This window comes from Bradyrhizobium sp. 6(2017), assembly GCF_011058295.2.
GTDB lineage: Bacteria > Pseudomonadota > Alphaproteobacteria > Rhizobiales > Xanthobacteraceae > Bradyrhizobium > Bradyrhizobium septentrionale.
On the sequence record NZ_CP049289.2, the window covers coordinates 3,946,483 to 3,965,005 of the forward strand.

Genomic DNA, 18,523 nt, shown 5'->3' on the forward strand with positions numbered 1-18,523 from the left:
GTTATCCTAATCTGATCATTGCCGTTCCGGTGAGGGGAGTCGGGAGACCGCTGGCGAGACTGAGGCCCGGGAATAATGGCGTGTAGGTAAACGTTGTTTGCACAACGATGTAATCACCAGGCTGCAAGGTTGGCATGCCGGCGGCAGAGCAATCGGCAGGCTTTGACGTGACGTCGCTCACGTATTGCAGCGCGTTCAACGAATTGATGCAGTAATACCCCTCCGACGGCGACCCCGATATCATCGAGACCCGCGTCCCCAGGGACGTGCTCTGAAGGGCATTCTGCATGGCCGTGGATAGCCCGGGGCAATTCGTCGTTGCCGGCAGATGGGATAGATCGCAGCTCTTCCAGGCGGCTTGGCCGGCCGCCTGCGTGGCGTTCTCCACCTGCATCCGCTGGTAGATGTAGAACGATACGTCGGCAACGTTCGCGAGCGCGACCGCGAGGATGATCACGAAAAAACCGAACTCGACCGCCGCGACGCCGCGCGTGTCGGCGGCGATTGCCTTCGTCCCATGAGCGAATCCCAAGGCAGCTTTGCGGGGCGAATCCAGCCAACTCGGGAGCCCAGGTTTCATAAGACCAACGTCGCTCTGCCAGGTATCGTTGTAGAGGGCATCGACAATCCCGCGGGGATACATTCGCCATTCGGCAGGATCATCCCCGTTCCGTTCACGGTGATGTCCTTGACGACCAGGGCAAAGCAGGACTTTCCGAAACCGGCCTTGTTGACGGCGCCGCTCAATGTGACGCTCGCGTTCGGCAGATAGACCAGGCCAGTGATATTCCACGCCGGGCTGTTGCCGGCTGCCGAAATGTCCACACCGCTCGTCAGCTTGGGATCCTGATAGATGGCGACGCCCGACCAGGTCCCGGACGTCGGTGCAGAGATGTCGAGCGAGCCGCCCCCGGTGGGACCATGAGCGTATGAACCCGAATTATTGCCGGAGAAGATCACCGTAAGTCCGGTACCCTTGGTCGTCGCAAACGAGTATCCGTTGGTGTCCAATTGACCGTTCTCGATGACCAGGACCGCCCCGGCCGGCGCATCGATGGAGACGTTTCCGGTGAGTTGGAGGTCACCACAGACCACGAAGGTACCGCCGAGCGACTGCGATCCGGTCCATTGGTTACTGGCCGGTAACGCCGGATCTTTCTTTTTGGTAGGTTCCTGCGGGTAGGAACTGCAGGGGTCGGGTGGAATTTTGCTGGCGAGCGCGGCATAGGCATCGGAGACCGCGGGCACATTCGAATACTGCGATATGCCGCAGCCGTTATTGGTGTTGTGCGCCGCACCGATCGGTGCCCCAAGGTTGCCGCCGTTGCATGTTGATCCGGTGTTCGACATCGCGTTGCAGGCCATGTTGGCCTTTGGTGCGCCGTTGGACCGGATCCCTTGAGGTCCAAGCGCCAGCAAACAAAAGTCCGTCGGAGCGCTCGGCCGTTTTGCAACCGAAGCGGCGCCGATCTGCTTTGCTGGGCCACCATTTAATGTTGCGTCACCTCTGTATCCGACAACCTGCGACAAATACAGCGGCACATAGCCCGAAATGGTCGCGCTATAGCAGTTGTTGCCGCCGCCTGGACATGCTGCCGCGTTGGAAACGGTGACGCTGATGTTGCCGACACCATCTACAAACCCATATCGCGACGCGACCGCCTTGGCCTCGACATCGTAGTTTAAGCCGTTGTTGGTCGCAGCGGCGAGAGCGGCCGCATCGGCCGCGTTTTGCATGCCGCGCGTCCTCATGGACCAGTTCGAAACCTCGAAGCCGATACCGAGGGCTCCCATCAGAGGAACGAGCAGGACACCCATGATTACGCTGACGGCGCCGCACTGATCCGAGCGCAGACGGCGGATATGAAAAAACTTCGAAAAAATGGCCACGACTATCCTCATTGATCATTCACGAGGACCGGAAAGCACAAATCAATGCTTCATCCGTGACGCAAAACCATTAAGAAGTTGCCTGTTTTTCCCGGAACAAGTGATGGAACGACTATTCAATTGCAGCCAGAATCTGAGATGAATTCAGGCCTTTTTGCTAGATCTTCCTCGGAAAGGCGGCCGCTCTCAGGCGCTTCAAATAGCTCTGGTCAGACCCCGTAGTCTTCCGGATCAAGGTTAACTCTCGTGCCGTATCCGGCTGGCCTGTTGCGGGGCCGCTCCCAGGCCATCGAGCAGGAGGCGGAGCCGGCGGCGCACCTGAACGGGCGCTCGCGCAATGCCCCAGCGGTTTCCGGATCAGATCGCACAGGCCGAGGCGAGGGCGTCCTGCGTCATCGGGCGACGGAGTTCGCACGGCCGCTGCTTCCGTTTCCCGAGAGAACGTCCTGCGCAAGGCATTGGCAGTGCAGGTGCAGGCGAGAACAATGTCCCTGCTCGAGGGTCCAAGAGTGAGAGAGACGAGACGGGGAGGTAGGCCCGACACTTCGATCCCCACGACCCACGGGGACGTCACAGCACGCATCCGCACCGGGCAGATTCGGCATAGGCCAAGAGCCTAGGGTCGGTGTCCGGGTAGGCCTCGCAAAAGTCGTCGATGATCGCGGCGACTTTCTCTTGGTATTTTGGCTGCCAATGCCCCAACCCGTGCAGAGCGCTCTCCTGGCAAGCAATCGAGTCCAGTTGAACGGTACGCTGCATGGTACGCAGCGCACAGTCGTGGAGGGTTGGCAAGTTTGGATCGGTAGCAAGGGCGAGAGACGGAAAAACATCCCACCACATATAGCAGACGCCGTTGAGGGGCCCGGCATCGACCTCGCTCAGGTGCGACAAATGTGGGGTGCAGCGCGGCTTGAACAGTCGCTCAAAAAAGGGCCCGATCGCCTCGATGCTGCGGATGCGCTCCTTAACCGGCACCTCGGTCGAGCAAAACCATCCGCTGTCGCCGGATGCCATCGTGTTGACTAGATAAGTCAGGCCTTGCGCGATTTGGCGATCGGCGAACCCTTCCAATGCTGGCTCCGGGTTTTCAAATAAGCGGGTGAGATAGGCTATGGCCTGAGCGGGCGCCGGATCCCACCAATCGTGGCCGGGATCGAAGTACCAAGGTGCCTGCTGAAGGCGAACTGCGCGTCCAAACGCGTGCTCAAGCCATTCCTCAAAAGTGAGCTCTTGCAGGCGCATCACAAAGACCCCGACCAACCAAGTCCGCAGACCAAATTTTCCTGGTGAGTTCAGCGAACTGGCGTTCGAACAATGACGCGGTCCATTCTCCCCCTAATGCAACGCGACAGATCGACCCTTGGCCTCCTGGATGCCGCCGGCAAGGGCCTTAGCGTATAGCTCGCGCGCCTTCGTCACATCGCCGCGCGTTCCGTAGGTCTTCCATGTGGAAAGAACGAGGGGATCATATGTCTCCGCGAGCATGAAGCTCGCCCGTGCGCTGCCCGTCTCGACAGCGCGCTCGAGCACGATCCGCGCTGCACCGATATCTCCCTGGCCGAGCAGGGCGCTGGCGCGCGCCAACAACCTGGCCGCTTCTGGACCGCCTTGCGCCTCAGCGACCGCTGGCTGCTCTGTCGCAGCCACCATCGTGGCTTGAGTCAGCGTGGGTTCGCGACCCGGTGCCGGCGCCTCGGCCCGGTCGCGCTCCTTCTTCGGAGACGGTCGCAGCTCTGTCGCCGCGCTCTTGGCGGCCTTCTTCATCTGCACCGCTTCGTCACCGGCCTTGCTCGACAGCGCCATTTGGGTCTCGAGGTCCCGCCGGGCCCTCGCAAGCTCGCGATTCAGCGCCTCGGCCCTGTCGTGCTCCGTCTTCAAAGACTGTCGCAGCTCCGCGATGGCGCTCTCGGCGGCCTTCTTCGCCTGCACCGTCTCGTTAACTGCCTTGCTTGACAGCGCCAGTTGGGTCTCGAGGTCGCGCCGCGCTGTCGCAAGCTCGCCAGTCAGCGCCTCAGCCCCGTCGTGCTCCTTCTGCAGAGACCGTCGTAGCTCCGCCATCCCGCTCTTCGCGGCCTGACTGAGCTCCGTTGCCTGATCGCGTGCCTTGTTCGCCTGCGCTGCCCGCATCTCAATGATCTGCTGCGCGCTCGCCAGTTCAAGGGCCTCTGCGCGGCGCCGCTCCTTTTCAGAAGACAGTTGCACTTCCGGCTGCATTGCCTCCGCAGCTGGTTTGCCCTGCGCAGTATCCCGCGGTGCATGTGCGATCGCCCGGTCGGCTTGCTGATGAAGCGCCGGATCCCGCGCCGATGAATCGGCCTTTTGCTGGTCTTCGCTTGGGACCTGGGTCTCCTTCTTGACGGCCTCCACATCTGCTATGCTAGGCCAGACGTTATCCTCCTCACCAATGTGTCGCGTCACATAGGCAGCGAACTCGGCGTGGAAATACCAGCCGACGAGCGACGCCCCGACCATCACCGCGGCGATCGAGGAGATGGCGCGCCGCGCGGTCCGTCCGCGCTCCTGTTTGCTTTGCGCGGCCCGCGCTTCAACCAGGACGCCAGTGACCGGGTCCGCGTTCGTAACCAGACGAGTTAATTCCGTCACCCTCGCGCGTTCGGCCAGGCCCGAGGGGAAACAAAAGGAGCGGGGCTCTTGCGACGGCGCGGGGGCGCTCGATCCAGTTTCCTTTGGCAGAATAAATTCATCTTGCAGAGTAAATTCATCACCTTCCGGTGGAAGATGTGTTGTTTGCCAATGCGTCGGTGCGATCTCGCTTGGTTTGCCATTTTCGCTGACCCACCCACGCGTCTCAGCCGACCACTGAGCCAACTCGAAGCTTCCGCTTACGTCATCCTCAAGAATGACGAATTTCCCATCCCTTGGAGCGGTGTCGATCGGGTGGCGCATGCAAAAGACGCCTATTGAAGCGGTTATTCAATTCCCAAGAAAACTTCGTGAATGCACAGACCCTACTCCACAGCATCAAAGGCCTCAAGATAATAGTCATTTGGGTGCCTGAGCTGGAGGCGGACTCGCTGCAGAGCGCGAGTCTCTGGAGGCTTCGGCAGGCCATGCAACCGGTCGGCGTTCGCCCAGAAAAGCAGCGTGACCTGCAATCGTAGATTCTGTTGGCGCACGACGCGTCCTCATCGGGTGCGACCTCGATGTGTCCGGAGAACCTGAAAGGCCTGTATGACCTCGTCGCCATCCTCAGGCACGCAATGCCCAGGTTTCCAGATCGTCATATGCGGCCCGAAGATCTCGGCCAGCTGCTCGTTCCGGAAGTTTGCCGAGGCTTTGGCCGGCAGGACGTCGGCCTTGGCGGCCATATGCTCTTGCCACTTCCCTGGAAAGCACTTGAAAGCAGCAGTAGCTCCGATGACAGCAGCGCAGCTCAAGAAGATATGCGCATAACCGGATTCACTGGCTGCTCCACGCGCTTCTTGCGCGATCAATTTGCCTGCGGGCAGACTTTTCAAAAATCGCCGGTTGGCCAAGACTGTCACGACCTGATTTGTCGCAGGCGCTATGCGCGTCCAACTACAGCTTGCTAAAGCAGATTGCCACTATTTCCCGAAGTGCAAGCCTACGAACTGCCCGTATTTTCACGGGCATTTCAAGGGCAAAGACGCAACGTAGTAGGGGCATTGCCGGAAATTCCGGATTACTTCCGTCTCCACGGTAAGGTTAAGGATGGATTACCAGGTGACAGGTTTTTGGCCCGATACTATAAACGTACTCAGTTGGCCTTGGGTTTGATCCGCCAACGGTTATTGCAAATTCATCTTGAAAAAAGGAATTTTCTCCAATGTTGAAATATTACATCAAGACCACGGAAGCCCTGAAGCGTCTGCGCGCCGACCAGGAAGGCGTGGTCTCGTTCGAGTACATTATCGTCGCGGCTTGTATCATCGGCGCAGTGGCTGCTGCATTCGGTACCGGAGCTACTGGTGCCATCGGGACCGCGCTGTCTGGCGGGATCGCCGCTATCGTCACCAAGTTCAATGCGGCCGTGTAATACGGACTCGGGGGGGCATCGGAATATGCCCCCCACTTGAATTGTACCCATTTGGCAGCACGGCAATGTCTACCAGGCGGTAGTAGTTCTGGTTCATTTTGTCAGAAGGATTTTTCCTATGTCGAAGTATTATATCAAGATCAGCGAAGCGTTGAAGAACCTGCGCACGGATCAAGACGGCGTGGTGTCGTTCGAGTACATTATCGTCGCGGCCTGTATCATCGGCGCGGTGGCTGCTGCGTTCGGTACGGGAGCTACTGGTGCCATCGGGACGGCGCTGTCTGGCGGCATCGCCGCTATCGTCACCGCCTTCAATGCGGCCGTGTAATACGGCTATCTGACGCCGGAGGAGGCATCGGAATGTGCCCCTCCGCCTTTTTACCTTTTTAGATATGCATTTGAATGTGCCCCCCCATTTTTTCGAGGCACGCCTTTCATGGATTGGATTGCTCCCACAGCCGGGTTTCTGGAAATCGTGTTGTTGCTATATGTCGCAACGATCGATATCGCGACACGATTGATCCGAAACGAAATTTGTCTAGCGCTGGCAGTCCTCGGGATCGCTCGTCAACTGGCTAATCCAATACAGGTTGCCCAGTCGCTGATCGTTGCTGCGATCCTGTTGCTGCTGCTGTTCGTCATCTACCAGCGCGGAAAGATTGGCGGCGGCGACGTCAAGTTGCTGGTTGCTCTGGCAATTGGTCTCCCGCTGACGGGCGTAATCCAGTTGTTGACCGTTACCGCTCTGGCCGGCGGCGTTCTTGCCCTGGTGCATCTGCTCATGCGCGTCCTGCCTTACCCCAGGCTCGCGCCTGCCGGATCGTCGCTCGTGCGCCGCGTCTATGTGGTTGAGCGTTGGCGCCACTTGCGACACGCACCGCTACCATACGGGGTCGCCATTGCGTGCGGAGGTATTTGGACCGTTTTGAGCAAAGGATTTTGATATGTCATCCGCATTGCGTCTCTCGATCATCATGGTGCTATTGCTCGCAACCGCTGCGCTCGGGCTTATTGGCTATAACATGAACCTGCCGAAAGTTCAGGTCCCAGCAGTAGAGGTCTCGGTGAAGGTGCCGGAGCCTCTCACTGTCGGGTACTTTGTCGCGGCCCATCCGTTGCCGAGAGGGACGCTGGCCCGCGATGAAGATTTCACAGTACGCTCGGTGCCGTCTGGTAGTGTTCCAGCAGGGGCGATCCTCGATACACCCGACGCCAAGATCGGAATTCGCGGATCTCTGGTTCGCAACTTCCTCGACACTGGCAGTCTCGTCACATCAGAAAACATCTTGCGCCCGCGAGAACGGGGTTTTCTCGCCAGCGTCCTGGCACCGGATAGCCGTGCCATCAGCATCAATGTTGATGCGGCGTCTGGTGTCTCGGGCCTGATCTGGCCGGGTGACTATGTGGATGTCGTGTTGACCCAGGAGCCGACCACAGCGACCGAGGATAAAACAGCTCAACAGCATGGCATGCTGAGTGAAACCATTGTTCATAACGTTCGAGTCGTCGCGATCGACCAGGAGATTGTGCAGGGCGGCCCAGCCAACAACGCCGCGGCCGGTAAGGTAGCGCGCACGGTAACGTTGCAGCTTGCGCCAGAGCAGGTCAAGAAACTTACCGTCGCAGGACAGCGCGGCAAGCTCACCTTGGCCGTACGGTCAGCGGTCGACCGGCAGGATACAGCGGACGCGGATACGACGGTGGTGGTTTATGCCGGCAATAGCTCTACGAAATTCTCAGTCAAGAAAGACGATAGCGGAAGCTCGCGCACCGCGCTGAGTGCAGGGAGGTAGTGGTGAGCGTCAACATGGCAATGGTCAGTCCGCCTGAAGAACTTGCGTCTCTCTCAACACGCAACCGAATCGTCTGTTTCGTAAATGACGAGCTCAGTGCAGCGGCTTTGCGCAAAGGCCTCGAAGATAGCAACTTATCGATCAAGCGCGGCACGATCCGTAATGCCATACGAATGCTTGAGACGGACACCGAGCTATTCGCACTGGTGGCAGACATCAGTGGGATCGATGATCCGTTTACCGAACTGGAAAGGTTGGCAAGCGTCTGCCCACCCGATGTCCTGGTGGCTCTGATTGGTGACAGCAGAGAGATCACCTTCTACCGCGAGCTGATGGAAATCGGCTTGACCGAGTACCTTCCGAGGCCGCTCACGCGCGATATGGTGCTGCATCAGTTGCGCCCGAAGCTGCTTGGCGACGTGAGGCCCGGCGCGGCCGATCGTGGCGGGCATGTGATCTCGATCTGCGGCGCTCAGGGGGGTGCCGGAGCAACCAGTATCGCTATCAACCTCGCATTGCAACTGGCCGAGACCACAAAAGCCAAGGTCGCGCTACTCGACCTTCATCTACAAAACGGCGAAACAGCAGTGATGCTGGGTGTTCGGCCGGGGCCTGGGCTGCGCATCGCTCTTGAAAACCCGATGCGGGCGGACACCTTGTTCCTCGAACGCGCGGCAATCGATATCGACGAGCGGCTTTGCTTGATTTCCGCCGATGAGGAGCTGGATGCGCAACTGAACATCACTGAAGCGGGAGTGAGACATGTGCTGGGCCTGCTCCGTCAGCGGTTCAACTACATCGTTGTCGACATACCAGTCCCGTTTCCGCCATCGATCCATCCGGTGATCACGCTTTCTCGCCATGTGCTGGTGCTGCTGGAAGCCGAAGTGACCGGACTTCGCAACGCCCACGCGCTCCGCAACGCCGTCACCAACATCGCGGGCAAGGATCGGGTCTTTACGTTGCTCAACCGTGCCAATCGGCCCGGGGGCCTCCCCAGGGCCACGATTGTCAAGGCCCTGGGCGCGGAGCCGGACATGGTGATTCCCGATCTTGGCAAGGGGATGACCCAGGCGGTCAATCTCGGAATCCCGGCTCTAAAGCACGTATCAGCACTGCGACGTCACCTTGCCCCGATTGTGCGGGAGATTGCCGGTATCGGCGCCCAGCGGAAGGGATGGTTCAGGAGGCTGTTCAGGTGACGAAAAAATTTGGTACGCGCGAACGCGACGACACGCCAACCCGTTTACCTTCATTGACGCCAAGGGACGGCGCGCCAACTCGTTTGCCTCCAAGCCGCGACGAACCCTCGACCGAGCAGCCCGCGATGCCAGCTTCGCTGCGGGAACGAGACGTGATGGCGGCTTCGCTGCGCGAACGAGTGATGATGCCAGCTTCGCTGCGCGAACGAGTCATTGCGCAGATTGAGCCATCGGTGGCCGCAACTGTTTCGCGCGATGTTCTTCGGCAGCAGATCGAGGAAATCATCCATGGAATAGCCAACCAGGAGCGGCTCGAACTGTCAGGTCGCGAGCAGCTTCTGTTGGCGGACGAGATCGCGGACGACATGACCGGCTACGGACCGCTCCGTCCGCTCCTGCTGGATGAATCGATCAATGATATCATGGTCAACGGACCAAGTAACATTTATGTCGAGCGAAACGGCAAGCTGGAACGGATCGCGATACGGTTCCGCGACAATGATCACATCGCATCGGTGGCGCAGAAGATTGCGTCGCAGGTTGGACGGCGGGTTGATGAATCCAGTCCGATGGTGGATTGCCGCTTGCCGGACGGCAGCCGGGTCAACATCATCTTCCCGCCGCTAGCGATCCATAGCCCCTGCATTTCCATCCGAAAATTTCCAAGTCGCCGTCTGGATATGGCCGGAATGATCAAAAACGGGTCAATGACCTCGGCGATGGGGGAATTGCTGGAGATTGCCGGCCGGTGTCGGCTCAATATTTTGGTCTCTGGAGGTACCGGTTCCGGCAAGACGACGCTGTTGAACGCCATGAGCCAATTTATTGATCACAGTGAACGCGTTGTCACCATCGAGGATGCGGCAGAGTTGCAGCTTCAACAGCCTCATGTGATCAGCCTGGAGACGCGGCCTCCCAGCCTCGAAGGCACGGGGCAGGTAACACAACGCGATCTAGTCTGGAATGCCCTGAGGATGCGTCCTGATCGGATCGTGGTAGGCGAGGTGCGCGGCGCTGAAGCGTTTGACATGCTGCAAGCGATGAATACCGGCCATGATGGGTCGATCTCCACCGTGCATGCTAACTCCGCCCGCGACGCACTGACCCGCATTGAAAACATGGTGCAGATGGGACAGCCAAATCTGCCGCTGCGGGCTATTCGATCTCAAATCGTCGCAGCGCTGGATATTATCGTGCAAGTAGAACGCATGCGGGATGGACAGCGCCGCGTTATCCAAATTAGCGAGGTGATCGGCCTGGAAGGCGATGTGATCACCACCAATGATATAGCGGCGTTCGAGTACAAAGAGGAGGATGTTCACGGACGGATATCGGGCACCTATCGGTCCACACACGCAATCCCGAAATTCAACACCCGTCTTTCCTATTATGGGCTCGATCGAGCCTGGGCTGAGGCTATGAGGCAGTTATAATGGCGCAGTCTTTGATCATCATTGACCTGGTGCTCCTGGTGTGCGCAGCAGCCATGACGTTGTGGCTCGGCGCTCGACAAAGCCGCATTGATCGTAACCTGGCGATAGTCCTACCAACCTCAGAGTCGGCGGGCCTACCCTCGATTCGTCGGTTAGAGGCCGGGTCCCGGTCGATGTTTCTCCACCGCCTAGCCAATTACAGGGCTGGGACAGCTTACGCTTGGCGCCCCGCGTACGTGCTGCTTGCCGGTGTCATCGCCGCAGCGGCAATCTTTTATGTTAATAGCCTGTTGAATTTTTCTATCCTCTACGTGTCTTTCGCGGCTGCGATTGTCGCCATCATGGTGGTGCGAGGTCTATTTGGATGGCAGCAAAATCGCCTCGCCAATCAACTTTTTCGACAGCTACCTGACACGATCCAACTGGTGACAAGTACCGTTCGATCCGGGCTGCCCGTGAGCGAAGCATTTCGCATCATTGCGCGCGAGATGCCGCAACCGACAGCCGGGCAGTTTGCGATCGTATGCAACGAAGTGACTATGGGAAGCTCTCCGGAGGAAGCTGTGGAAGCTGTCTATCGGCGAACCCAAGTGACAGAGTATGGGATCTTTGCGGTGACACTTGCGGTCCAGCTGAAGTCAGGTGGCAGTTTGACCGAAACGTTACAGACTCTGGGTGATACCGTCAGGCAGCGTGTTGCGCTCGCTGCTCGTGCGAAGGCTCTGGCAGGAGAGGTGATCTTTTCCTCTCGGGCACTTTCATTATCGCCCTTCATTGTCGGTGGGTTGCTATACGCGATCAATCCGCAAACAGTCGATCTACTGATCTACGATCCGACCGGAAACATGCTCCTGGCTTACGCGGGAGCCTCGGTGCTTATCGGGACCCTTGTGATACGTTGGATGGTTAGAAGGGAAACTGAACTATGACTTTTAGTTTCAGTTTGGTCGCCATCACCATAACACTTGCGACTGCGGCGTTGGTGTTGATCATTTACGAGCTACACTTTCGTGCGTTGAACATGCGGGTGTCAAACGCCGTGATGGGCGTTCCTGGCCGGTCAGCGCCGTTCGGAGACATGACTGGTTGGCTTTCATCGCTCGGGACGCGGTATCGGCGTTTCTACTCTGCAGAAAATCTGGACCAACTACGAACAATCGTTCAATCGTCAGGTTTCAATTCACATCGAACCTTGCCGATCTGGATCGGTGTCAAAACTGTCAGCATGTTCTTGTTTCCGATCATTGGCTTGTTTGTTGCGCAGCTTTCAGGGAAGTCGCTGACCGATGGGCTTATCTTCATTCTCATTGGCGTGGTGATCGGAATTATGGGGCCGCGGTTGATCCTGTCGGTGCTGAAACGGCGTTTTAACGCCGGCATCCGGCAAGGAACGCCGGATATGATCGATTTGCTGGTTGTCTGCAGCGAAGTGGGAATGGGTCTGGAGAGCGCGCTGGAACGAGTGGCCGCAGAAATGAGCCAGACTAATCCTGCGATGGCCCAGGTCCTGTACGGCCTTCTTGATGATCTCCGGATATTGCCAAATCGCAGCGAGGCATTCGACAAATTAGGATCTACGTCAGAAGGGCTTCGCCGGTTCGGCGTCATGGTTGGCCAAAGCCTGCAGTATGGAACGCCGTTGAGCCAGGCGCTGCGCAGCATCGCTGGCGACCTGCGGCGAGAACGTATTACCAAGCTGGAAGAAAGAGCACACAAGCTAGGCGCCAAGCTGACTATTCCGATGGTGTTGTTCATGCTTCCAGCCATGTTCATCATTCTGGGTGGAAGTCCGTTTCTGCACCTCATACGTACATTCACCAGCTTCGGGATGAAGTAAGCCATGAGCACGGTTGCCTTGTCGATAAACTGGTCTTACGAGCGGACGATGCAGCTGTTTGGCGGCATGTGGTTCATGCTGCTGGCACTTCTGCTCGCCATCAAAATTGGGGTATCGCTTACCGATCCCTGGCCATCGCTTCTGTCGAGTTTTTGTCTTGCCATCTTCTACACGCTTCTGACGGTGTTGATCATGACCAGGCCGCCGGCAAAGGCGCAAGCGCCCGGCCTGCTGCCTAGAGTAGCGGCATTCGTCGGCAGCTATATGCCATGGACAATCACCTTCTTCGGCAAAACCGACCAGGCGTTACCAAACTTGCTATCCACCGCTTGCGTGCTGATCGGCATGATCATGATGCTTGTCACGATCCGACATCTGGGCCGGGCATTCAGTTTGGTACCGCAGGCACGTTCGGTGGTGCAAACCGGTCCTTATCGATGGATCAAACACCCACTCTATCTCTCGGAAGAAATCGCGATAGTGGGTGTAGTACTGCTACACCTGACGCCGGTCACGGTGATCCTGCTGATTCTGCATATCGGCGTTCAAGTATGCCGAATTCTTTACGAAGAAGACCTGCTTCGGCGCAACTTTCCTGAGTACTCCAGTTACGAAGCATCGCGCTGGAGATTGATGCCTTATGTTTGGTGAGTGGTCATGAATGGCCGGCTTGTTATGGAAATGTGTTGATCTGCATCGAACACTGACCAGAAGGGGCCAACGTGCAGCATTTATTGCCCTGTCGAGATAGGCTTGTGAGCCGTAAAGTATTTTTCATCGCGGATCAGCGCGGCGCCGCCGCGTTTGAGATGCTGATCGTTTTCGCTTTCCTGGGGGTAAGCCTGCTTCTGCCGCTTGCCGACGTTGCTGCCGCCGGCTTTCGGTTTGTATCCGCGTGGGGGGCACTACGCTCCTTCGGGCAAAGGATCCAGTACGACCCGCCACCTGACATTACCAACTGGGCAAGCTGGAAGTCGGGACTCCCGACGTCGGTTGCAGGTTATCCCATCAACAATCTCCAGGTCCTTTGCGGTGATGCCATGGCGGCCTGCTCAGCGGCCAATTTTGCTTCGCCCAAATACTATACATACACGACGACCGTCACCGTCTCGCCCATCATCTTAACAGCCGTGTTGTGCGCCAATTCTTGTTCGTACACGCTGTCTTACTCAGAACGGTTTCAATAGGAGTGGTCCATGCGTAGCTTGCTTCGCTCTCGTCGTGGTTCCGTCGCCTTCGCCACCGTTGTCGCTTTGATACCGCTGATCGGAGTGGTCGCACTCGGGGGCGAGGCAGGATCGTGGTACGTTACTAGGCAACACGCGCAGAATGCCGCCGATGCGGCAGCCGTTTCGGGTGCCATGCAGCAATTATGCATATCGAACGCGCCCTGTGCGGTTACACAAACCGTGGACTATCGCGGTAAGCAATCCGCGGCACAGAACGCGTTCTGCAACGCGGGCGCCACCTCCTATCCCGGCTCGGTGTGCAGCGCCAGCCTTCCGACGGGAGTCGCTCAGACCGTCACGATCACTCCGCTCGGTTCATGGAACGGGACGCCCGGAAATTTCGTTCAGGCCACGGTCAGCCAGCAGCAGCCGGCATACCTGGCGCAAGTGGTTGGTTTGACTACTGTCAATATAGGCGCGACGGCCGTGGCCCAAGTAAAAAGTGTGACGTACCCGCCCTGCGTCTTGTCATTGACAGGCTCTATCAGTTTCCAGGGCAGCCCGAACATCAATGCGCCAAATTGCGGCATGGCCTCTAACGATAAGGCCGCCGATGCAATCAACTTCACCGGCGGCGGGATGAGCATGAATCTCGGTTCGTTATCGACTGTCGGCGGCTGCACGGGTGCCGCAACGTTCTGTAACACGGCGTTGAAGTATTTGCCGGCCCCGACCAAGAATCCCTTCTCTGATCTTGATGGCGCCCTCACCACGTTGTGCGGAGCGAACCCCACGCTCCCGACCAAATGCGGTCTACCGCCTTGCGACACAAAATCGGGGCTCGTTGCTTACAACGCGACCGTGACCGCCTTAAAATGCACCAATGACGGTTACAAGACGAAGGGCAATACTCCCCCTCAAACGTTGTCTCCAGGGGTGTACTTCATATCGGGTACTCTGACCATGACCGCGCAGTCAGAGATCGATGGCCCAGGAGTGACCTTCATTCTGCTGCCAGGGGCGCAATTCGACATGAAGGGGGGCGCTTTTCTCAATATCTCGGGGCCGGCAACTGCCCCGAGTACCTCGTCGCTTCCCGCGTCCCTTCAGTCCTATGCGAGCCTATTCCAGTACATGTCCATGTACGTTGCCCCAGTGACGCCAGCGACGTCAGCGCCGCCTATGATCTTCGGTGGCAATAGTAACATCAACCTCACAGGAAACATCTACGCGCCGACCGCAGCAGTGACGTTTCAGGGCAATCCGACAATCGCGGTAGGCGGTGCAGGCGGTTGTGGCCAGTTGATTGCCGCCTCGATCGCGTTCAACGGTAATGCCACCTTTGACACCACAGGGTGCCCATCGCAAACGAAGATCCCCAAAAGCCAGTATGTCCAGTTGGTGCAGTGATGAAAAAGCTCGATCAGCGCGGCATGGCGGCGTTCGAATTCTGCCTTGTCGCCGTGCCGCTTTTCACATTGATGTTCGCCATCTTCGATCTGGGGCGTTACGCAATCACCATGCAGTCGTTGCGGACGCTCGCGAATGCTGGTGCTCGCGCGATCATGATCAACTGCTACACAAATGCGGCAATCCAGAAGACAACTCCCACTTGCAGCGGTGATCCCTTGCCGTCCGATGCGGCCAAACAAGCAGTTGCGCCCTTCCTGTATAATGGCGGTCTCACGCCGACACTGAGCGTACCGGCGGCTGCAGCCTCCCCAATTACTGTCACGGCATCTCAACCAGGTTTCACCATGATTATGCCGATATGGGGGACGACATTGAACGCGCCGAGCGCGTCCACCACAATACCATTCTAACACGTTCCCAGGCCGGGGGCTCCTGCAGGGCGGGGCGGGTACCTGGGCGATAAGATAGAGCCAGAACAATAGGTCGGGCCGTCGGTTTTCGAGTGCGATTGTCGCCGAGCTGGTCGCCCTAGCAGGTCATCGCCACGCAGGCCCGGAAAGTGGTGCCCGCTGGCAACATCCGGAAATTTTCGCTGGCGTTGCCACATCTTCCCGAAGGTCTCTCCTTGCAATCGACGCGTGCGGCGGGGGATGATCTCCAGACCGCGTTTTGCGGCTGGCCGGTGCCCGGGACGGATCCCGGGCTGGGTGAGCTCCTTGCTCAGCGCGCCAGATTGGAATTTGCAAGTAACCATTTGTAGTCGGACGCATTGTAAGCTCTGCGGCGTGGTGGGCGAAGGAGAGTCGCCAGAACGCTGGGAGCCCTAGATTTACGGGATGGCCGCGATGTCAGCGGCGGAGGGGATGCGAAATGAGTGGCGGTCGCGTGTGGGGTAGCGCGGAACGTGGTCTCTTCGCCGTGAGCCTGGTGGCTCTGGGCGCTACGCTTGCCTTGCTCGGTTCGGCTGACCTCACGTCGGCTGCAGACCGACGAGGCTCCTCCGGCGGCGTCTTTGTCAGCGAAATGAACGACGTCCAGCGGGTCAAGGTGACCCTCAACAAGTCACGCACCTTCAGGGTCGACACGGCCTTTTCGACAATCGTGGCCGGCTCGCCCGACATCGTCGACGTGAAGTCGCTGAGCGATCACCTGATCTACGTCCAGGGCAAGAGGACCGGCAGCACCAACGTCATCCTGTTCGACAGTTCGATGAAGCAGATCGGCATTCTGGATGTCGAGGTGTCGCTGGATATCGGCAATCTGCAGCAGAACATCTCGGCCGGCACGGGTGCGCGCGGGATTCGGGTCTCCGCGTCCGAAGGCCAGGTGGTGCTGAGCGGAATGGCTGCCGACGCGGTGGCCGCGGAGAAGGCTATGTCGATCGCCAAAGGCAGCGTTCCCGAGGGCGGCAACGTCGTCAACGCGATGAGCGTTGCGGCGCCGCAGCAAGTGATGCTCGAGGTGCGCTTCCTCGAGGTCAGCCGGCAAGCGGGGCGTGATCTGGGCGTGAACCTTTTTGCGGCGAACGCCAATGGGACCAATGTCGCGAATACGGGGCTGGGCGGTATAAACGTCGCTGGTCGAGCGCCTATCGGTGGTATCAATACCACTCCTGGTGTCATTGGTACCGGGGGAACTCCCGCTACTAGCGCTAACGTGGGCGCTGCCCCTACGGGTAGTCTCCCCCTGCTTGCTACGGCAGGCACGCTCATGGGCACTGCCGGCGGTATAGCTCCTGTTCCGTTCGGAAGTCTGCTGACGAGCATCTTGAGGACCAGCAACGGCAGTTCGGTGGACCTTCTGATAACTGCATTGGAGACGAAGGGACTGGCGCGCCGGCTGGCGGAGCCGAATTTGACTACGCTGTCCGGCGATGCCGCGCGCTTCCTGGCCGGCGGCGAATTCCCGGTGCCGATCCCGAATACGACGACGAACGGTTTTCCGACCGTGACGATCGACTACAAGAAGTTCGGCGTCGAATTGGCCTTCGTCCCCACCGTGCTCTCGCGCGGCGTGATCAACCTTCGGGTCGAACCCTCGGTCAGCGAGCTTGATTTCACCAATGCGGTGACGATCCAGGGGACAACGGTACCGTCTTTGACTCGCCGCGACGCGCGCACCACGGTCGAATTGCGCGACGGCCAGAGCTTTGCGATCGCCGGCCTACTGCAGACCCGCAACCGCCAGGACGTTTCCCAATTGCCCTGGATCGGCTCGGTGCCCGTGCTCGGCAGCCTGTTCGGCAGCAAGTCGTACCAGCAGGAGGAAACCGATCTGGTCATTATCGTGACGCCGCGCTTGGTCGCGCCGGCGGCACCCGGCCAGCAATTGGCGTCGCCGCTTGACTCCCGCCTGCCGGCCAACGACGTCGACTTCTTCCTCAACGGCCAGATGGAAGTCCGCAAGCGTTATGACGACTACGTCAATTCCGGCGGCGAGGTGAAGGGACCCTATGGCCACATCATTGCGCCTGATGCGGTCGTACGCGCTCCGCCACCGGCCGCGGCTGCGAACCAGCCGGTCGTGAAGACCCTGAACTAGAGGAGGCGAGAGATGACGATCAGATATCTGGCTTTGCTCGCCCCCTTCCTGCTCGGCGGCTGCTACGGTGTTTACGGGCATGACGAGATGGACCGCTACGTCCAGCGTTCCGACACCATCACGATGAGCGCCGGCAATGCGAAGGAAGTTAACGCCGTCACCCACACGATCCACCCATGGCCGCGATACGTCGGCGATCGCCGGCTCGCCTACGATGCCCGGCGTGTCGGTGGTGCCGTGACGCGCTACAGCACTCAGCAACGCCCGCTGGATCAGCTTCCCGACATGGGCGATCCGACCAGAGCGATGGGCCAGGCGCCGCCCGTCACCACAATTCAGAACGTCAACACAACCGGATTGGGACCGGGAACCGGAGGGTCGGTGGCCGTCGGGGTAGGGGGAGGGGGCAGGTAACCAGCTGAAGGTTCAGCCTCTCGAGTGGTTCGCCTCTATTCTTGAGGCAGTTCTGGCGAACTTGGTGGCGCTGGTACAGGCAGTTTGGAAGTGAGGTTGTGTCGTTGGGTTCTGGCGCTGACAGTGTTCGGTCGCGCCGTTGTTTCTCTTAGGTAGTTTTCACGATGGTTTTTCGAATGATGCAGGGAAGTCGCCGGAGCTGGGACATGGGACGAGGATTACGGCGTCTCATTCCGGCGGTCGCCTGCTGCTGGCTGGCGGCGGGTCTTGCTGGCTGCGACTACACGACGCGGGAGGCGGCGATCGTCGCGCCGGTGGATCCGCCGGGCGGCGACCCTGTGCAGGAGCCAACCGACGTCAAATACTATCCCTCCGACGAACCGGTGCGGATGGGGCTGGAGCAATACAACCGCGGCAACTACGGCATCGCCCAGCGCTATTTCAAGGACGCCGTCGAGAAATCGCCGAAGGACGTGACGGCCTGGGTCGGGCTCGCGGCGAGCTATGATCGGATCCGCCGCTTCGATCTTGCCGACCAAGCCTATGCGTCAGCGATCCGGCTCGGCGGCGAGACCGTGCAGATCCTCAACGATCAGGGATATTCCCTCATGCTGCGCGGCAATTTGAGTGGCGCGCGGAAGAAGTTCGAGAAGGCGTATTCGCTCGATCCGGGCAACCCGGTGATTGCCAACAACCTCGAGCTCCTCAACGGCAGCCGGAAGTTCATCGAGAGGCCGCCGAACAATCAACCATAATCAGAGGAACCGACCGCAATAGTTTGATTTTTATTGATGTTTAATGTCAGAGAACGCG

General features: G+C 58.8%; 20 protein-coding genes. 15 read left to right on the forward strand and 5 right to left on the reverse strand.

The features are described 5' to 3' along the window. Position 1: 1 nt before the first annotated feature. The 5 genes from G6P99_RS18270 to G6P99_RS18290 form a co-directional block, all read right to left on the reverse strand. The gene (locus G6P99_RS18270) at positions 2–532 is read right to left on the reverse strand and encodes a TadE/TadG family type IV pilus assembly protein (protein WP_165123045.1); all 531 of its coding nucleotides are present in this window, start codon (positions 530–532) and stop codon (positions 2–4) included. Between the two features lie 44 nt (positions 533–576). Next, positions 577–1,890 carry a TadE/TadG family type IV pilus assembly protein gene (locus G6P99_RS18275; protein ID WP_165123047.1) on the reverse strand — a complete coding sequence of 438 codons (1,314 nt, stop codon included), beginning with the start codon at positions 1,888–1,890 and terminating at the stop codon, positions 577–579. Between the two features lie 570 nt (positions 1,891–2,460). Continuing rightward, complete coding sequence (locus G6P99_RS18280) at positions 2,461–3,132, reverse strand: hypothetical protein (RefSeq protein WP_165123049.1); 672 nt, start codon at positions 3,130–3,132, stop codon at positions 2,461–2,463. A gap of 93 nt (positions 3,133–3,225) precedes the next feature. Beyond that, positions 3,226–4,797: a hypothetical protein gene (locus tag G6P99_RS18285; protein WP_165123051.1), complete on the reverse strand. Its 1,572-nt coding sequence runs from the start codon at positions 4,795–4,797 to the stop codon at positions 3,226–3,228. A gap of 239 nt (positions 4,798–5,036) precedes the next feature. Continuing rightward, complete coding sequence (locus G6P99_RS18290) at positions 5,037–5,387, reverse strand: hypothetical protein (RefSeq protein ID WP_165123053.1); 351 nt, start codon at positions 5,385–5,387, stop codon at positions 5,037–5,039. A gap of 311 nt (positions 5,388–5,698) precedes the next feature. On the opposite strand from G6P99_RS18290, the gene G6P99_RS18295 reads away from it, so the two are divergent. The 15 genes from G6P99_RS18295 to G6P99_RS18365 all read left to right on the forward strand — a co-directional run bounded on the left by G6P99_RS18295 (position 5,699) and on the right by G6P99_RS18365 (position 18,465). Continuing rightward, positions 5,699–5,908, forward strand: coding sequence for a hypothetical protein (locus G6P99_RS18295; protein ID WP_165123055.1), 210 nt, complete (start codon positions 5,699–5,701; stop codon positions 5,906–5,908). Between the two features lie 118 nt (positions 5,909–6,026). Beyond that, the gene (locus tag G6P99_RS18300) at positions 6,027–6,236 is read left to right on the forward strand and encodes a hypothetical protein (RefSeq protein ID WP_165123057.1); all 210 of its coding nucleotides are present in this window, start codon (positions 6,027–6,029) and stop codon (positions 6,234–6,236) included. Positions 6,237–6,344: 108 nt separating this feature from the next. Then, positions 6,345–6,851 (forward strand): A24 family peptidase, encoded by a 507-nt coding sequence (locus G6P99_RS18305; protein WP_165123059.1) that lies wholly within the window; start codon positions 6,345–6,347, stop codon positions 6,849–6,851. Between the two features lies 1 nt (position 6,852). Beyond that, on the forward strand, positions 6,853–7,701 hold the full coding sequence (cpaB, locus tag G6P99_RS18310) for a Flp pilus assembly protein CpaB (protein ID WP_165123061.1): 849 nt from the start codon (positions 6,853–6,855) through the stop codon (positions 7,699–7,701). Between the two features lie 2 nt (positions 7,702–7,703). Continuing rightward, complete coding sequence (locus G6P99_RS18315) at positions 7,704–8,903, forward strand: AAA family ATPase (protein WP_246709571.1); 1,200 nt, start codon at positions 7,704–7,706, stop codon at positions 8,901–8,903. 182 nt (positions 8,904–9,085) lie between these two features. Continuing rightward, positions 9,086–10,336 (forward strand): CpaF family protein, encoded by a 1,251-nt coding sequence (locus G6P99_RS18320; protein WP_165128903.1) that lies wholly within the window; start codon positions 9,086–9,088, stop codon positions 10,334–10,336. A 236-nt stretch (positions 10,337–10,572) separates the two neighbouring features. Next, positions 10,573–11,265 (forward strand): type II secretion system F family protein, encoded by a 693-nt coding sequence (locus G6P99_RS18325; protein ID WP_246709572.1) that lies wholly within the window; start codon positions 10,573–10,575, stop codon positions 11,263–11,265. Beyond that, positions 11,262–12,173, forward strand: coding sequence for a type II secretion system F family protein (locus G6P99_RS18330; protein ID WP_165123063.1), 912 nt, complete (start codon positions 11,262–11,264; stop codon positions 12,171–12,173). Before G6P99_RS18325 ends, G6P99_RS18330 begins: the two co-directional genes overlap by 4 nt. 3 nt (positions 12,174–12,176) lie before the next feature. Continuing rightward, positions 12,177–12,824, forward strand: a complete 648-nt coding sequence (locus G6P99_RS18335; RefSeq protein WP_165123065.1) for a methyltransferase family protein — start codon at positions 12,177–12,179, stop codon at positions 12,822–12,824. A gap of 104 nt (positions 12,825–12,928) precedes the next feature. Next, on the forward strand, positions 12,929–13,360 hold the full coding sequence (locus tag G6P99_RS18340; RefSeq protein WP_165123067.1) for a hypothetical protein: 432 nt from the start codon (positions 12,929–12,931) through the stop codon (positions 13,358–13,360). A 9-nt stretch (positions 13,361–13,369) separates the two neighbouring features. Beyond that, positions 13,370–14,752, forward strand: coding sequence for a pilus assembly protein TadG-related protein (locus G6P99_RS18345; protein WP_165123069.1), 1,383 nt, complete (start codon positions 13,370–13,372; stop codon positions 14,750–14,752). Then, complete coding sequence (locus G6P99_RS18350) at positions 14,752–15,165, forward strand: TadE/TadG family type IV pilus assembly protein (RefSeq protein WP_246709573.1); 414 nt, start codon at positions 14,752–14,754, stop codon at positions 15,163–15,165. Before G6P99_RS18345 ends, G6P99_RS18350 begins: the two co-directional genes overlap by 1 nt. Before the next feature lie 460 nt (positions 15,166–15,625). Continuing rightward, complete coding sequence (locus G6P99_RS18355; protein ID WP_165123073.1) at positions 15,626–17,296, forward strand: type II and III secretion system protein family protein; 1,671 nt, start codon at positions 15,626–15,628, stop codon at positions 17,294–17,296. 12 nt (positions 17,297–17,308) lie between these two features. Continuing rightward, entirely contained in the window at positions 17,309–17,710 is a 402-nt protein-coding gene (locus tag G6P99_RS18360; RefSeq protein ID WP_165123075.1) for a hypothetical protein, read from the forward strand. A 206-nt stretch (positions 17,711–17,916) separates the two neighbouring features. Then, positions 17,917–18,465 (forward strand): tetratricopeptide repeat protein, encoded by a 549-nt coding sequence (locus G6P99_RS18365; RefSeq protein ID WP_246709574.1) that lies wholly within the window; start codon positions 17,917–17,919, stop codon positions 18,463–18,465. The last annotated feature ends 58 nt before the right edge of the window (positions 18,466–18,523 follow it).

Excerpts from the sequence above, each read along its gene's own strand:
- G6P99_RS18280 (WP_165123049.1), bottom strand. The coding sequence starts at position 3,132 with ATGCGCCTGCAAGAGCTCACTTTTGAGGAATGGCTTGAGCACGCGTTT.
- G6P99_RS18285 (WP_165123051.1), bottom strand. The coding sequence starts at position 4,797 with ATGCGCCACCCGATCGACACCGCTCCAAGGGATGGGAAATTCGTCATT.
- G6P99_RS18295 (WP_165123055.1), top strand. The coding sequence starts at position 5,699 with ATGTTGAAATATTACATCAAGACCACGGAAGCCCTGAAGCGTCTGCGC.
- G6P99_RS18300 (WP_165123057.1), top strand. The coding sequence starts at position 6,027 with ATGTCGAAGTATTATATCAAGATCAGCGAAGCGTTGAAGAACCTGCGC.
- G6P99_RS18305 (WP_165123059.1), top strand. The coding sequence starts at position 6,345 with ATGGATTGGATTGCTCCCACAGCCGGGTTTCTGGAAATCGTGTTGTTG.
- cpaB (WP_165123061.1), top strand. The coding sequence starts at position 6,853 with ATGTCATCCGCATTGCGTCTCTCGATCATCATGGTGCTATTGCTCGCA.
- G6P99_RS18320 (WP_165128903.1), top strand. The coding sequence starts at position 9,086 with ATGATGCCAGCTTCGCTGCGCGAACGAGTCATTGCGCAGATTGAGCCA.
- G6P99_RS18330 (WP_165123063.1), top strand. The coding sequence starts at position 11,262 with ATGACTTTTAGTTTCAGTTTGGTCGCCATCACCATAACACTTGCGACT.
- G6P99_RS18335 (WP_165123065.1), top strand. The coding sequence starts at position 12,177 with ATGAGCACGGTTGCCTTGTCGATAAACTGGTCTTACGAGCGGACGATG.
- G6P99_RS18345 (WP_165123069.1), top strand. The coding sequence starts at position 13,370 with ATGCGTAGCTTGCTTCGCTCTCGTCGTGGTTCCGTCGCCTTCGCCACC.
- G6P99_RS18350 (WP_246709573.1), top strand. The coding sequence starts at position 14,752 with ATGAAAAAGCTCGATCAGCGCGGCATGGCGGCGTTCGAATTCTGCCTT.
- G6P99_RS18355 (WP_165123073.1), top strand. The coding sequence starts at position 15,626 with ATGAGTGGCGGTCGCGTGTGGGGTAGCGCGGAACGTGGTCTCTTCGCC.
- G6P99_RS18360 (WP_165123075.1), top strand. The coding sequence starts at position 17,309 with ATGACGATCAGATATCTGGCTTTGCTCGCCCCCTTCCTGCTCGGCGGC.
- G6P99_RS18365 (WP_246709574.1), top strand. The coding sequence starts at position 17,917 with ATGGGACGAGGATTACGGCGTCTCATTCCGGCGGTCGCCTGCTGCTGG.